Raw genomic sequence first — 15,299 nt, forward strand, 5'->3', positions numbered from 1 at the left:
GTTTTAATTATTCAAAGTAGAATGTGAAACTTTTTTTTTCTGTACAATAATACATGTAAGAAAGATCATTTAAATGAAAGTAATGAGTATCTCCTCCATTATCTTTTACAATTAAAAAAGGGACTTCTATCTCAAAAATAATGTCTTTAAAAAAATAACTGGATGATGGTGCTCTATAAATAGTAGCTTTATTTGTCTTGTAATTTAAAATTTCATCAGCTATTAATTCTGCATCACTTTTAGGAAATACGATCGGATCGTCATCTTTATCGCAAGCTGTAAAGAATGCAGTTATAATAATTAGGATCATTAATTTTCTCATAATTAGATATTTATTATTTTAGAGTAGGTGGATAACAACTAAATAATCATGACTGTTTATCGTCACTGTTACTTAGCCGTTATCCTTATTCCTTGATTTATCTTTTGATAAAAAATTCGTTTATTCTAAGTTTGATTAAATCTTACTGTATCCCGGATTTTGATCCCCAACTGTAGGATTTTTTTCAAATTCATCTGCAGGGATGGGGAGTATGATGTAATTTTTCTCTCGTATGGCAGGTTTCACTTTCAAAATGGTTTCTATCGGGAAACGGATCAGCGCACTCCACTCGATACCATCTTCGAACATGAGATTCTTTACCGTTTCTTTGTAAATCTCGAATAGTAGTTCATCCCGGTCTGTAATAGCATCAAGTTTCGTGAAATCTGTTATCCCCGCATGTTCCATGATGGTTTTCAAAAGCTCTTTTGCCTCGTCGATATCTTTTCCTCCGCGAACCATGGCTTCGGCTTTTAGCAAATACATTTCGGTCAAACGCATGGCGTAACACTCCTCGATCTTATCCCCGACATATTTTGTAATGGCATAAATAGTGTCCTTGTCGTTCAACTTGCCGATGATCCACTCTTCCCGCGGGTCATCTTTTAATAATTCCAAGAATAAAGGGGTGGCCTTGTATTCGGTGCTGTTGTTGTACAAATAAGTATCGTGGCGTTTGACTTGATTAGCCAAAGGTTGAATTCCCAACATGACTTCTTTGCTTGTCAAACCTTTTTCTTGAAAAATATCCCGTACGTGTTCTTCCAGTTCATAGGGGCCATGCTCGATGATATCGCTCGTTAGCGAGATCACCTCTTCGTAATCAGTCGTTTCTCCCCGCATGATTAACACTCTGGATTTTAATGCTTTTGCGATCCAACGGTTTCCATAGATGTTTTTGTTTTCCAGCGGGGTGTTCTTGATGGCTTCTTCCAAATCCTCCAAGATCAATGCATAAGTTGCAGCCACGTTGCTTCTTTGCTTGGCGATATTGTCGGGAGTGATAAATTCATCCCGTAATAGTGCACCGAACTCGCTTTTCGTGTCATAAAACTGCGTGAAATACCGAAGTAGATTATAATGCCCGAAAGCCCGCATTAATTTAGCTTCGGCGATAATTTCTGCTTTCCGTTCGTTAGTAAACATACTGGCGGGAAGGGGTTCCATTTGAGTGATTACCCCGTTTGCTGCATTAATTAAAGTATAATGATAGCTCCACATACCACTAACACCATAATCTGCTGACGATACTTCTGCATTTTCATCATAAGAACCTCCATACGTCCGGGTGATATAACCTGAAAGATAGGCAGGAGTTATTTCTTGGGCATAACCCCATAATATACTGGGTGTATTCCGATCATCCCCTCCTTGTGCAAAACGGTAGTACACGCCATTCAACGCTACTTCCGCACTTTTTTGATCCACAATCACGTTCCCGACAACTTTTGATTGTGTCGGTAGGGCATTCAACTGGTCGTCGCAACTCATTTGTGAAATGATGCCCAGAAAAGACAATATATAGATAATAGCTTGTTTCATAATTCTATTTTTAGGATTAGAAGTTAATTCTTATTCCAAAAGTGTATGATTTCACCGTGGGATACGTGCTGACATCCCGTCCTCCACCGATAACGCTGGTCGGGTCATCGCTGACTTCCGGATCCGGACCCGGGTAGGACGTGATTGTAAAGACATTGGTGGCCGTCCCGTACACGGAAGCAGATTTGATCCTAATTTTCTTGCAGAGGCTTTCCGGTAGGTTGTAACTTAACGAAAGGGTTTTTAATTTCAGATAAGAAGCGTCGTAAACATTTAAACTACTTAGCATATAGGTAGTTCCCCACATACTCCTTGGTAAATTAGAAGAAGTGTTCGTTTCACTGTAATGATTTAACACCCGTGTACTTCGGTTGGCCAAACTTGACATACCGGAATCGCTCACGTCTTTTTGATAAATTAAATCGTTCCCGTACGAGAATGTGAACAAGGCTGTCAGAGTGAATCCTTTCCATGTGATCGTATTCGTGTATCCTCCGAAGAAATCCGGAGTAGCTTGGCCGATGATGTCTTGTTTCCAGAAACCATCTTCGTATTCGTAAGCGATGTCTCCTAGGTTTAAATAGGGGTCAAAACTTGTCCAATAGGGGAATGCTTTTCTTGCAGCATCTAATTGTGCTTGTGTTTTTATAATACCCGTGGCAACCCTTCCGTAAAGCAATCCCAAAGGTTCACCTTCTTTTACGATGCTAGTGCCTAGGTTTAACGCATCCCGGTTATTGGGATCGGAGAACGGTCCCCCGTTTACATCCAGTACTTTGGATACATTACGGGAAATGTTCAGGCTTCCCGTCCAACGGAACCCTTTTTTACGAATGAAATCCCCGTGAATGTCGAACTCTAATCCTTGATTCCGTATTTTGGCAATGTTAAAAACAACGGTCGAATATGAACTACTAGGAGCTGGAGTCATATTTAGCAGGGTGCCATCTGTTACCTTGTGATAATAACCGAAAGTTCCACCCAAACGTCCGCGCATAAAAGAGAAATCTAATCCAAGATCTTTTTGTACCGTGGATTCCCATTTGATCTTTTCGTTTCCAAGCTGGGTGGGAATTAAAGCATTTTTGTCCCCGTAAGATACCGGACTGTAAAGCGTGCGCCACATGTGATCGCCGATACTTTGCGTTCCGGTTTTACCCATACTTGCTCGAATCTTGATTTCGTCAATCCATTCTGCCATGTTCAGAAAGTTCTCTTCGGAAATACGCCAGGCGACAGCTCCGGAAGGGAAGAAACCGTATTGATTTTCCGGTGCGAACTTCGAGGAGGCATCGGCACGTCCCGTGAAGGTAAACAGGTAGCGGTCCTTCCACACGTAATTGGCCCTGAGGTAGAAGGATAACAATGAAGTGCGGCTTTCCGGGTTTGAACCTCGTACTTTACTTGCCGTGGCGGCCGAGCTTAAATTGTTCAAGTAGTCGTCATCCGGGTACCCGCGCCCGCTGGCAGAGAAGAAATCTTTTCTATGGTCTTCCCATGAAGTTCCGGCCAGCACGTTCAGGCGGTGATCATCATTGAACTCTTTATTATAAGTCAGCGTGTTTTCAAAGAAAACATCCGTGGTTGTCGATTGCGCCTGCGTGCCCATACCTCCTTCGGAATCTTCCCGACCGTAGAATCCCCCGACTTCAACGAAACTCGGCACGTAATTTAATTGATTATAGGTGTTGTAGTTGATCGATACCGTGCTTTTGAATTTAAAATCCTTTAAGAACGTGACCTCTCCCGCTACCGACCCCATGAAAGAATAGGTTTTCGCCCGGTTCGTTCCGGCTGCCACGGCCAATGGGTTTTGATAACCCCGGTAGTCGTTGTTCAAGTCTCCTAGGGCAGCGTATGTCCCGTCTTCGTTATAGGGAGAGATGGTCGGGGGAGCGGTTAACGCCTGTCCGTATATCCCGTTCGTGATGTTGTTTTTCGTGTATCCGAAATTCAAGTTCGTGTACACCCTGAAATAATTGGAGATATCGCTATCCAGGCTGATTTTCCCGGAAATCCTCATAAAGTCGGTTCCTATCAAGGTTCCGTCTTGTCCCGTGTACGAGAGAGAAGTATAATAGCGTGAATTTACCCCTCCTCCGGAGACTGAAACGTCTACATTCTGGGATGTCCCCGTGCGCAAAACCAAGTCCAGCCAATCCGTATCGGCGTCCCCGAAAAAGTTGGGGTCATCCACGATGCGTTGTGCCTTTTCTACCTGGCTACCGCTCATTTCTTTACCTGCCTCTTTCCGTGCGGTAAGGAATCTTTGGGCGGCATCTTTTAAAGCTGATTTATATTGCTCGGCATTCAGAACTTTTTCTTTTATCGGGTTGGTGAAGCCGATGTAGTAATTTAAACTCACTTGAGGCTTACTGTCTTTCCGGCCTTTTTTAGTGGTAATAATCACGACCCCGTTAGCTGCTTTCGACCCGTAGATGGCAGTTGCCGAGGCATCTTTTAATATATCGATACTCTCGATATCGGCAATGTTCAAGCCGGATAAGTTATTCAATCCCCGTGCGAATGCACCTTCCACGCTGTTGTTGAAATCCTCCCCGTAGTTGGCTGCTTCCAGCGGATTGGTAATATCCGATTGCCCGTTGATATAGTTATCTGAAACCACGGTCGGTATACCGTCAATCACGTACAGCGGATCATTCGTTCCCAACAACGAAGCTCCACCGCGGATGCGGATACGAACGGCACCACCGGGAGAACCGTCCGCTTTCACCACGGATACCCCGGAAGCTTTGCCGGCCAACGCGTCGTCCACGCTGATGAACGGTACATCCCTGATTTCCCTTGTTTTCACGGATGAAACTGATCCGGTAAAGTCTTTCTGTTTGGTGGTTCCATACCCCACGACAACCACCTCGTCAACCGCTTTCACGTTCTCCCGCAAAACCACGTCAATCGTATCTTTACCCGCGTAGGCAACTTCCTGTGTCTGCATGCCGACGAACGAGAATACGAGTGTGAACTTTTGACCGATATTATTCGGGATGGAAAGATGGTAGGCGCCATTTGCGTCCGTGGCGGCACCGAATTCCGTGCCTTTTACCTGGATGGTCACCCCGGGCAGGTTTTGTTTTTGCTCGTCCCGCACTTTACCCGTGATTCGAATCGCTTTCACTTGTTGTGATGTTTGGCTTTTTAATTTGGGAGAGATGATAATCACGTCATCTTCAATCATGTAGGATAGTTTCGATCCGGCTAAAAAGACTTGCAGTACTTCTTCGATCGTGGCATCCTTCAATTCAATCTGCTTTGCCGGTAATTGACGGATTTCTTCGTGATTGTAAAGAAACCGGTAATGGGTGAGTTCTTTTAATTGCCGGATCACCATCTCTGCCGGAATCCGGTCAGCTTTGAAATTAATCCTTTCCGTTTGGGCCCTTCCTTCCGCGAATGAGGCTAGGGTGAATCCCATGATCATGATAAATGCTAGTTTCGTGATTCTGTAACTTTTGACAACACTTTTCCTGTTAAGTGACAAGTGTTTTCTGCTTTTTTTCATAACTTTGTCATTTAGTAATTCAACTTTGATTGAGTTCAGCCGGAGTAGGGGTCGAAGTCTTCTCCGGCTATTTTGTATGTTTTAAAATTTTATTCCAGCGTGATCGTTATTGTTTTTCCGTTGATAGTGAAGGATATATTTGTTGTTAATTCAATCATGTGCAACACTCTCTCGATATCTTCGTAGCGGTCTATTTCGCCACTGAAATGCAAGTTCTTGACTTTCGCTCCTGTGAAGAAAATATTTACATCATACCAGCGAGCCAGTTGGGCCATGATATCTTCCAGGTTTTCATTGTCGAAAAGAAATCGTCCGTGACGCCACACGCTTTGTTGGCGGGCGTTTATTTTTATAATGTTTACTTCGTTCGCGGTGTTCAACACGGCTTGTTGATTGGGAACCAACTTGAACTCTTGGTCGTTTACCCGTAACCCGATCGAGCCTTCTTCAAGCGTCGTTTTTTGGTATGAATCGTCCGGGTAAGCTTTCACGTTAAAGGAGGTTCCGTAGACCCGGATATCCGATTTGGAAGTTTTCACGATGAAAGGCATCTTCTCGTCGTGTTGTACCTCGAAATAGGCTTCTCCTTCCAGCTCGACCTCCCGCGTATCGCCGGAGAAAAAAGTCGGGTATTTTAAACGGGTATCCGCGTTCAGCCAGATTTTAGTTCCATCAGCCAGTACGATGGCAAATTCTCCGCCTTTGGGAATGACAAGCGTGTTGGTTATCGGCATCCCGGTAGTTTCGGTATGTTTTAATTCATTGTGATTTACCACCGCGGAGGAGTCTTGTGATAACACGGCTTGCATGTTTTCCTTGATCTCGATCACCTTGTTGTCACCGGTGTACAGCGTTGCCTTGAAACTTCCGGCTTGAATTTGAGCCGCGCGGACAGGAAGCGTGGAAGTCTTTCCGGAATAAAACCAGTAAAATCCGATAGCTAGCAATAGGGCTATCGTGGCAGCAACACTTATTACCCGGTAGCGAATCACCCGGACATGACGCTTTCGGGTTGCTTGCCATTTTTTCCAGTCCTGTTCTAATCCGGCATTCAGACGCTGGTATTGTTCCAAACAGTTTTCCACATTTTGCTTTGATAAAACTTCCCGCACGATTTTCTCATCGCTTGGCTCTTCACCTTTTTCGGACAATGAAACCGGACTTTCCTTCCCGTCGCCTTTTCCCGTGAGGTAGTTCCCGATCTGGATCGCTCGTTTTATCGTTTCTTCAATTTGTGTTCCCATATTTTAGACTTAATTTCATATATGAAACACCTTCATCACGATTTGGATGGAGACAAAAAGTGATTTTTTTGAAGAAAAAATAAAAATATTTTAGTATAGTTTGATAATTAGATTGTTATAAAAATGGGGAAAAGATTACTTTTTGGTTTGTAGGGAAAACGGGATGATCTTTTAGAATGAAATCATGATTATTTTAAACCGTTTTTACGGAGTAATTCTTCTTCATAATTCATCGAGTAGTTCTTTTGCGGTTTTCATTTTTAATTTGCCTTCCTGCGATAGTTTTACTTCTTTCAATCCGGCATCAATCCCCGCGAGAATCTCTTCTTTGCTAATCGTTTCTTCTTCTTTCTTCTTTGTTTTTTTACTCAGTTTGATAAGCAAACGTTTTACTTCATCAAGTACTTGACGGCTGTCGGTGGTCAGTATTTCGCGTGCCAGTTCCGCTTTATAAGCTTCAAGTTCCATGCTTGTCATAGTCAGTTCTCCTTTCTTTATCTAATTATCAATAAACAAAGATATGAAAAAAGCGGATAGTTCTTTGAATCAAGAGAGTAAAATAAATAGTATTTTTAAATATTTCAGCTTCTCTCGTAGTATCGCGTAACTTTTGGCTTTATGGCTTTTCACGGTGGAAACGGCAATTCCCAGTTCTTGGGCGATCTCTTCATTTGACTTTTCTTCCAGGGCGAGTAGCAATACTTTTTGTTCCATTATCGTCAAAGACTTGATCTCGTTGTGAATGATATGAAAGATCTCTTTTTTTATGATCGTTTCGTGCATGAAGTCATCACTTTCGAGATATTGCAAGTTTTCTGCGATATATTTGTTTTGTACTTGTTGATGGCGGATCAGGTTCAGACACGTGTTACGGATTGTTTTGTAGAAAAAGGCCCTTATGGCTATCAGATTGTCGAAATCGTTTCGGGTATCCCAGTATTTCAAAAAAACATCATGTACCACGTCTTTGCATTCTTCTTCTGAAAGTAACAAGTTATTCGCGAAAGAGACAAATAGGGCAAAATACTCTTCGTAAAAGCTTTTCAGTGTCTTTTCTTTCCCGTCTTTTAATTCTTCAACTAGAAGTAGGTCATTTCTTTTCATACGTGTACACGTTATATATTTACAAATATAGGATATTTTTGATTGGATCAACGTATTTTAAAATGTATTTTTGTCCGTGATGAAATATATTGAATGGAATATTGACCCGGTCGCGTTGCGGGTAGGAGGGTTCCCGATCATGTATTACAGTTTATTGTTGATAGCGGGAACCGTGTTGTCCGTGTGGATACTAAAGCGTGTTTACAAGGAAAACGGGATGCCGTGGGAACATCTCCAGGTACTCGTGATGTTGAGTATTACCGGTTTGTTTTTGGGTGCTCGTCTGGGACATTGCCTGCTTTACGAGTACGAGTATTATTTTGCTCACCCGTTGGAAATTTTGCTCCCGATACGGGTGAAAACGGATGGCACTGTCGTTTTTTCCGGTTACCAAGGGATGGCGAGCCACGGGGGGCTTGTCGGGTGGATGATTGCCATGGTCGTTTATTCCCGGCTCACGGGAGAGAAAGTGTTACGGACGCTTGACACGATTGCGTTGGTTTTACCTCTGGCGGCAGGTTTTATTCGTTTGGGAAATCTGGCGAATTCCGAGATTATCGGTGTGGAAACCGACTTGCCCTGGGCTTTTATTTTCGAACGGGTAGATTTAGTTCCCCGTCACCCGGCCCAAATTTATGAGGCCCTGGCTTATTTCTTTACTTTTGGGGTGAACCTGCTCCTTTATCGACGGCTCGGGTTGAATCGCGGTCGGGGGGTGCTTCTGGGGAATACCCTCGTCCTTGTTTTCGCTGCCCGTTTCCTGATCGAGTTCGTCAAGGAACGACAAGTCCCTTTCGAGGATCAGATGCACTTGGACGTGGGCCAGGTGCTGAGTATCCCGTTTATCTTGCTGGGCGTATTCTTGCTGGTGCGCGGGCTGACAGGTTGGAAGAATAGGGGGCAATGATTCACGTGACGTGTGAAGAGGGAGGTTTATGCCTGAGTAAAGTGTGTTTAGTGGGAGATACTACCTGTTATACCTAGTAACCTGCGATCATGTAGTGATTTGAGATGTAATCAAAGCATTATATATGCTAATAAACGTCTATTTTTTCCTATTGTAATAGGAGCGGAATGGGAGGAGAATGGGAGCGGAATGGGAGCGGCTCGCAATGTGATAGGAAGATGATAGATATTTGATATCAATAATTTGTATTATTTCAATAAAATTTGGGAATGAAATGGGGATAAGGTTGATTTGTTAGCTGGTTTCATTTGCTTATTTTCGCGATAGATTTAATTTTGAGTTGCATTTATGAGATTAATAAAAAATTCAAGAAAGCGTATGATGATACTATGGATTGTGTTGTCGATCGTGGCGATGATGGCCATTGTCGGAATTGTTTTCGTGAATCAACCGAGCTTCGGAAGAATCCCCCGGGGAGAACGGTTGGCAAGGATTGAACGTTCGCCGAATTACCGGGACGGGGCTTTTCGCAATATACATGAAACTCCTTTAATGACCTCGGATAAGGGACGTTTGCAGGGGTTGCTGGATTTTCTTTTTAAGGATAAGACCGGGTTGCAACCGGACACGGCGTTGACCGTGGTGAAAACGGATTTGCGGCAGATCGACCCGGGGGAGGAGGTGCTGGTGTGGTTCGGGCATTCGTCTTATCTGATTCAAGTGGATGGGAAACGGGTACTCGTGGACCCGGTGTTCTGCATGGCCTCCCCGGTGTCTTTTATTAACAAGCCGTTCAAGGGAACGGACGTGTATCACCCGGAGGATATGCCGGATATCGATTATTTGGTTATTTCGCATGATCATTGGGATCACCTGGATTATCAAACCGTGCGGGCATTGAAAGACCGCGTCGGGAAGGTGATTTGCGGTTTGGGTGTCGGTGAGCATTTCGAGTACTGGGGATTCGATCGGGAGCGCATCGTCGAGTTGGATTGGGAGGATGAGGTCCGTTTGGATTCCGGTTTTGTGGTGCATTGTCTGCCTGCCCGCCATTTTTCGGGGCGGGGACTTGCTGCCAATAAAACGCTGTGGGCCTCGTTCCTGCTTGAAACGCCCTCCCGGAAGATATACTTGGCTGGAGATGGCGGTTATGATACACATTTTGCCCGGGTCGGGGAGCGTTTCCCGGGGATCGACTTGGCCATTCTTGAGAACGGGCAGTATAACGAGGGATGGAAGTATATCCACCTGATGCCTGATTATTTGACGCGGGCGGCCTTGGACGTGAAAGCGAAAAAAGTGATGACCGTGCATCATTCTAAGTACGCGCTGGCCTACCACCGTTGGGACGAGCCGTTAAGGAACGAGATGGACATGGCGAAAAACGACTCGCTACACGTGTTAATACCCCGCATTGGCGAGGTCGTGAGGTGGGGAGAATAAATTTTTAATGCGCTGTATTGGCTTTTCCCCTTACACGAGAGGAAAAAACGCTTGCTAATCAACTCTCCCCTTGTGTAAGGGGGAGTTGGAGGGGGTAGTCTGATTCAATAGGACTTTTCCGACACCCTTCGTCTTGGATTATTTGCCTTACAAATGTATTCTTCTTTTCTATTGTAAAAAATGGTAAAAATACATGATTCTTTAATAGGGTATTTTATCCGTATATTTACGTATTGAGTCAATTTTTCGAATATTGATACAAAATATGTGTGAATGTTATTATTGACGTTCGAATATCGTTTGTTAAATTCATTATAAATAATGGAGTTGACATTATACATATTATTTTAAGAACAACACGTAGATCATTATAGAATTCAAAACCCAAATGGTTTTAAGATATAGGGCTTGTATGTGACACAACAACAACTATATAGCTGTGTTGTCAAACATATCAAAAAACGATCATTTATTCATACCGCAAAATTAAGCTATTTAATTGGCATAGCCATTTTTTTGAATGCTTTTTTTATTACTGATAATTACATAGTTATAATATTTTGTATTATATAAAAATGATAATACAAATTAACATCATTAAATGATCGTTTTTTGATATTAATAATAAATCAGAAATCTTACAAAATCATGAAGGTGTATGTAATTATTCTTATTTTGATAATGCTTTTACTAAAAGGCATGACACGTGTTTGTGCTCAAGAATATCGACGTGAAATAGATTCTGTCAATAGTATTGTACTGTATTTTAAAATTGACAGGGCGGTTTTGGATAGCACGTACATGGAGAACAGCAGGGCATTGAAAAAACTGGACGACTTGATTAAAAATAAATTGGTCATCTCCAATTTGGATTCAATTACCATCGTGGCCTCCTCGTCTCCCGACGGGAATGAAGTCTACAATCTAAACTTGTCGGAGAAGCGAGCTGAGAGTGTCAAAATTTATATCATGGAAAAATATCCGATGATCAAAAACGAATTGATACGGGCACGATACACGGGTGAAAATTGGATTGATTTTAAGCGCATGATCGAAACGGATAAAAATGTACCATACCAAGAAGAACTAATTTCCATTATAAATTCAAATCGTAAAAACGAGGCTAAAAAATGGTTAATTAAGACTTTGGGAAACGGGGAAGCTTGGCGCTATATAAAGAAAAGTTTTCTGCCGCAATTGCGTACGGGAGCTGTTTGCGTGATTTATTACAAGCCGGAACCCGTCGAGGAAGAGAAGGAGGAGGTGCAGCAGAAGGAGGATGAGGTGCTCGTGCCTCCCCGGCAACCGGAACCCGTGGTACTTCCAACCCCGATAAGTATGACGAAACCCCTGTTCGCCATCAAAACAAACTTGCTTTATGACGTGCTTTCAGCCGCGAATTTAGAAATAGAGGTTCCCATCGGGAAGCGGTGGTCGATAGCGGCAGAAGGCATATTCCCGTGGTGGAAAGCTTCGCGAGCCGATTGGACGATGCAGTTGTTGGCAGGCCACGTCACGGTGAAATACTGGTTCGGGAACCGCGGTAGAAAAGAGGTTCTCACCGGATGGAATGTGGGGCTGTACGGAGGTATCGGGAAGTACGATCTGCAATTTTTCGATAAAGACGGGGAGCAGGGGGATTTCTTCGACGCGGGAGTACAAGGAGCCTATGCTCACAAAATCGGGAAATATTTCCGCGTGGAATACAGCCTCGGCGTGGGTTACTTGCAACGAGAGTGCAAGAAATACGATAAAGTGAACGACACTATGCACGGAGACATTAAAGTTTTCAGGTATCCGTGGGAAGTCAAAAGACAGCAATGGTTCGGCCCCACGTCCGTAAGGATTTCGCTCGTGTGGTTGTTAAATAAAAAAACAGTAAAAAAAGAAGGAGGTGTGAAATGAAAACGATTGCTTACATTACCGGGTTTTGTTTCACTCTTGCCTGTTTTTCCTGTAACAGAGATGGGTTGTACTACGCCACGGAAGAACAAGGATTCGTGCGTTTGAATGTCAACTGGCAACCGGCACAACTGGAACCGAATGGGATGTCGGTCTACGTGTTCGATCACGAGAACGGAAAGGCTATCGGCAAGCGCCAGATATGCAGTGATCCCAACACGATGGATCTCACTCTCCCCGTGGGGAAATTCGACTTGTTGGTTGTCAATAACACCGAGGAAGAGCTGGCAGCGCTTAGCTTCACGGGCACGGATAATCTGGCGACTTTTAAAGCCTGTCTGGCGGCGAAAGAGGAAGCGCTATACTCGAACCTGCTTTCAAAAGCCGAAGGAGCTACGAGAAGTGTCTATCTGACAGAATCCGATATCCTCGCGAGCGCGCTGTTCCGGGAGATAGAGGTTACCCCACAAGACATCCACTATTTCAAAGAAAGGCCGAAGACGGGATCGCACGAGGTTTGCCGCACCGTGGAGGTTACCCCGGAACGGCGAACGGATTTGATCGATATAGAGATCAAGGTGACGAATATCACGTCGACAGCAGGCGCACCTCGCACCCACCTGACAGCCATGTGCGAGGGCATGAACATGGAAACGGCAACCCGATACGGGAATAGCGTCACGCACGAGTTCGTGTTGAACAACAAACGCGTGGACCCCGACAATTACAAAGTGGGTACGATATCGAAAAAGCTGATCGCGTTCGGACCGGAATTGAAGAATGACGCTTACGTCAACAAGCACCGGCTCGTCATGCACTTCGTGCTGGTGAACGGGGAAACCCATACCGTCACGTTGGACGTGCACGATTTGATGAAAACGTCACACGACGGGCTTCAACGCGTTCACCAGATCAGGGCGGAAATAACTCTCCCGGAAGCTATCGGTAATGGCGAAGGAGTATTCAACCCCAACATCGAAGCGTGGGAAGAAGTTGAAACGGGATTACCAATTTAAGTTTGGAACAAATATTTACTCATTTTTTAATTTATTTATTATGAAGAAAAACTTATTGTACGCGCTAACAGCGGTAGCCATGCTTACCGGTTGCGCTAAAAGTGACGTTGTTGATTCGGAAATCAACAAGGAAAGTAACCAAATCGGGTTTTCCACTTACAAGAATATTTCTAGAGGGAACCCGGTGGATGACAACACGGAGTTTTTAAAGAACGGTTACGCGTTCGGGGTAACGGCATTTATCAGCACTTCTGCATCCCCCTATATGGGAACCGCCGGCGAAGGTATTAAAATCGTGTCAGACGGTTCAAAGTGGGGATACCAAAATGCTTCCGATCAAGCATACTGGCCTACAAATAACGAGACGCTTGATTTTTACGCTTATGCCCCGTATGGGAACGCGGCCATCACGAACAAAGCATTCGACAAGACGGATGGCTTGAAATTAACATATACGGTGCCTGCCACGGAAGCTAATCAAGTGGATTTGATGTACGCGTCGGCTCTTACCCAAACAAAACCTGCGGACAAAACCAGCGTAACTCTGCCGTTTAAGCATGCATTAACCCAGGTTCATTTTAGAATCGGGACTAAAACCACAAACCTGAAAGTAGATGTAGCGGCAAACGGTATCACGATTAATGGTTTAAAGGCTACGGGGACTTTTGATGTAAAGGAGGAAACGTGGGAACTTGTAGTTTCTTCATCAAATTACACGGTTACTTCAGATGCCGTAACGGGAGGGTATGTTGATGGTACCGAAACAAACCCCTATACCGCGATCGGAAGTGCTGATAAAGCCTTGATGTTGTTGCCTCAAGAATTTGCGGCAAAGAGCGAGCAAGTAGAAAATGGAGCGTACCTGACGATCTCTTGTAAAATCTACCAAGTACTTGCTGATGGAACAACCAAAGTTTATTTGCATGGCTCCGAGGATGCATACGAGAGTGTCACGGTGGGAATTTCCAGCGCACTTCCTGCAGAGGAAAATGGAGAACCTACTGAAATTTGGAAAAGTAACAAGAAGGTAACTTGCAATTTGTTGATTGGTGCTGCCGGGACTGTTTTGGATCCTATCGAATTCGAAACCACGGTTAAAACGTGGGACGATGTTGAAGGTGGTGTCATTGAACCCAAATAGTGTAAAGGGCAAGCATCGTACTCCAGCCTAACGGCTCGCTCGCGGGCGGTTGAATGTCCGCCCGCGGGTACTGATAAAAACTCAAAAAAGTCAAGCGATGAAAAAAAGAGAATACATTCTGTTGTCGGCTATATTATTGATCGCGTTCACATCGTGCGACAAAAGCATGAATCACACCGCTCTCGTTGCCGGGGGAGATAAGATTGATTTTGTTACCGCGGGTGCCGACGAACCTTTTATCTCGCCTTTATCAGGCAGAGGTAGCGAAACGGATATCGCCGCGATGCGGGATTTCGGCGTGTACGCGTACTATGCGGCCGATGGTGCGTTCTCCACGGTGTTAACTCCAAAATTCATGTACAATACACGGGTAACGAAAAACGATGGCGTATGGGAGTACACCCCCGTCATGTATTGGCCGAAGAGCGGTACGGTTTCATTTTTCGCCTACTCTCCCTATGCCGATGGTGGCAACACGGCCATCGGCTTGGGCTCAGACATCACAACCACGGGCTATCCCCGGATGACCTATACGGTTCCAGATGATGTGAAAGCGCAACAAGATTTGCTGGTATCCATTCCCTTGATCGATCAAATGAAAGCGGACGTGCCTGCCGGAGGAAAACTAACACTGACGTTCAAACATACACTCGCCTGCGTGGTGTTTCAGGCCAAAATGACCGCCGTATGCGAGTTCCCGGTGAAAGTGACATCTGTCACCCTCGGGCAACTGAAGAATAAAGCTACCTTTACTTACGACGATACCCCGGGGATATTTTCTTGGACGGCAACTTCCGATGCTGTGAATAAATCCTACACGCTCGACATAGACAACCGTTTGCTGGCGAACACGGACATTTCGATGACGGCATCGGATTATCTTACCATTTCCCTTGCCGATTCGCGTTTGTTGCTATTGCCCCAGGCAATAGATGCCGATGACGAGATCACGGTGACGGTAGATTACGTGCTTGCCGCGGGAATCCAAAGCAAGACGGTAACCACCCCGTTGGGCAACCTGATAAACAATCTGGAAGCGGGGAAACGTTACTCGGTAAATATCCTTGTTTCTGCTCTGTCCGACATCGCGCTGACATGTTCAGTAGAGGAGTGGACGACAGAAACTGTTAACGTACCTGATTTCAAATAAAAGAAGAT

Annotated in this window: 12 protein-coding genes; 6 read left to right on the forward strand and 6 right to left on the reverse strand. The window is 44.5% G+C overall.

The annotated features are described in order from the left end of the window. Positions 1-7 precede the first annotated feature (7 nt). The 6 genes from D8S85_RS19935 to D8S85_RS19960 form a co-directional block, all read right to left on the reverse strand. Positions 8-322 carry a hypothetical protein gene (locus D8S85_RS19935; protein ID WP_106624055.1) on the reverse strand — a complete coding sequence of 105 codons (315 nt, stop codon included), beginning with the start codon at positions 320-322 and terminating at the stop codon, positions 8-10. A 135-nt stretch (positions 323-457) separates the two neighbouring features. Beyond that, the gene (locus D8S85_RS19940) at positions 458-1,864 is read right to left on the reverse strand and encodes a RagB/SusD family nutrient uptake outer membrane protein (RefSeq protein ID WP_106624056.1); all 1,407 of its coding nucleotides are present in this window, start codon (positions 1,862-1,864) and stop codon (positions 458-460) included. 16 nt (positions 1,865-1,880) lie between these two features. After that, on the reverse strand, positions 1,881-5,384 hold the full coding sequence (locus D8S85_RS19945; RefSeq protein WP_205702814.1) for a TonB-dependent receptor: 3,504 nt from the start codon (positions 5,382-5,384) through the stop codon (positions 1,881-1,883). A gap of 89 nt (positions 5,385-5,473) precedes the next feature. Beyond that, the gene (locus tag D8S85_RS19950) at positions 5,474-6,628 is read right to left on the reverse strand and encodes a FecR family protein (protein WP_106624057.1); all 1,155 of its coding nucleotides are present in this window, start codon (positions 6,626-6,628) and stop codon (positions 5,474-5,476) included. A gap of 222 nt (positions 6,629-6,850) precedes the next feature. After that, on the reverse strand, positions 6,851-7,096 hold the full coding sequence (locus D8S85_RS19955; protein WP_240648756.1) for a hypothetical protein: 246 nt from the start codon (positions 7,094-7,096) through the stop codon (positions 6,851-6,853). 78 nt (positions 7,097-7,174) lie between these two features. Continuing rightward, positions 7,175-7,732, reverse strand: coding sequence for an RNA polymerase sigma factor (locus tag D8S85_RS19960; RefSeq protein WP_106624059.1), 558 nt, complete (start codon positions 7,730-7,732; stop codon positions 7,175-7,177). Between the two features lie 79 nt (positions 7,733-7,811). On the opposite strand from D8S85_RS19960, the gene lgt reads away from it, so the two are divergent. The 6 genes from lgt to D8S85_RS19990 all read left to right on the forward strand — a co-directional run bounded on the left by lgt (position 7,812) and on the right by D8S85_RS19990 (position 15,291). Further along, positions 7,812-8,639, forward strand: coding sequence for a prolipoprotein diacylglyceryl transferase (lgt, locus tag D8S85_RS19965; protein WP_106624060.1), 828 nt, complete (start codon positions 7,812-7,814; stop codon positions 8,637-8,639). Positions 8,640-9,017: 378 nt separating this feature from the next. Beyond that, positions 9,018-10,082 carry an MBL fold metallo-hydrolase gene (locus D8S85_RS19970; RefSeq protein WP_394345026.1) on the forward strand — a complete coding sequence of 355 codons (1,065 nt, stop codon included), beginning with the start codon at positions 9,018-9,020 and terminating at the stop codon, positions 10,080-10,082. Positions 10,083-10,694: 612 nt separating this feature from the next. Beyond that, positions 10,695-11,987, forward strand: coding sequence for a DUF3575 domain-containing protein (locus D8S85_RS19975; RefSeq protein WP_127075599.1), 1,293 nt, complete (start codon positions 10,695-10,697; stop codon positions 11,985-11,987). Next, on the forward strand, positions 11,984-13,000 hold the full coding sequence (locus D8S85_RS19980) for a DUF5119 domain-containing protein (RefSeq protein WP_106624062.1): 1,017 nt from the start codon (positions 11,984-11,986) through the stop codon (positions 12,998-13,000). The genes D8S85_RS19975 and D8S85_RS19980 overlap by 4 nt, the downstream gene beginning before the upstream one ends. A gap of 40 nt (positions 13,001-13,040) precedes the next feature. Then, a complete protein-coding gene (locus tag D8S85_RS19985) occupies positions 13,041-14,141 on the forward strand; it encodes a fimbrillin family protein (protein WP_106624063.1) in 1,101 nt (366 codons plus the stop codon). Between the two features lie 97 nt (positions 14,142-14,238). Continuing rightward, entirely contained in the window at positions 14,239-15,291 is a 1,053-nt protein-coding gene (locus tag D8S85_RS19990; protein WP_106624064.1) for a fimbrillin family protein, read from the forward strand. Positions 15,292-15,299 lie beyond the last annotated feature (8 nt).

The sequence above is a fragment of the Butyricimonas faecalis genome (assembly GCF_003991565.1).
Classification (GTDB): domain Bacteria; phylum Bacteroidota; class Bacteroidia; order Bacteroidales; family Marinifilaceae; genus Butyricimonas; species Butyricimonas faecalis.

Coding starts and splice junctions, on each gene's coding strand:
- D8S85_RS19980 (WP_106624062.1), top strand. CDS start 11,984: ATGAAAACGATTGCTTACATTACCGGGTTTTGTTTCACTCTTGCCTGT.
- D8S85_RS19960 (WP_106624059.1), bottom strand. CDS start 7,732: ATGAAAAGAAATGACCTACTTCTAGTTGAAGAATTAAAAGACGGGAAA.
- D8S85_RS19940 (WP_106624056.1), bottom strand. CDS start 1,864: ATGAAACAAGCTATTATCTATATATTGTCTTTTCTGGGCATCATTTCA.
- D8S85_RS19985 (WP_106624063.1), top strand. CDS start 13,041: ATGAAGAAAAACTTATTGTACGCGCTAACAGCGGTAGCCATGCTTACC.
- D8S85_RS19955 (WP_240648756.1), bottom strand. CDS start 7,096: ATGGAACTTGAAGCTTATAAAGCGGAACTGGCACGCGAAATACTGACC.
- D8S85_RS19945 (WP_205702814.1), bottom strand. CDS start 5,384: ATGAAAAAAAGCAGAAAACACTTGTCACTTAACAGGAAAAGTGTTGTC.
- D8S85_RS19970 (WP_394345026.1), top strand. CDS start 9,018: ATGATGATACTATGGATTGTGTTGTCGATCGTGGCGATGATGGCCATT.
- D8S85_RS19990 (WP_106624064.1), top strand. CDS start 14,239: ATGAAAAAAAGAGAATACATTCTGTTGTCGGCTATATTATTGATCGCG.
- lgt (WP_106624060.1), top strand. CDS start 7,812: ATGAAATATATTGAATGGAATATTGACCCGGTCGCGTTGCGGGTAGGA.
- D8S85_RS19950 (WP_106624057.1), bottom strand. CDS start 6,628: ATGGGAACACAAATTGAAGAAACGATAAAACGAGCGATCCAGATCGGG.
- D8S85_RS19935 (WP_106624055.1), bottom strand. CDS start 322: ATGAGAAAATTAATGATCCTAATTATTATAACTGCATTCTTTACAGCT.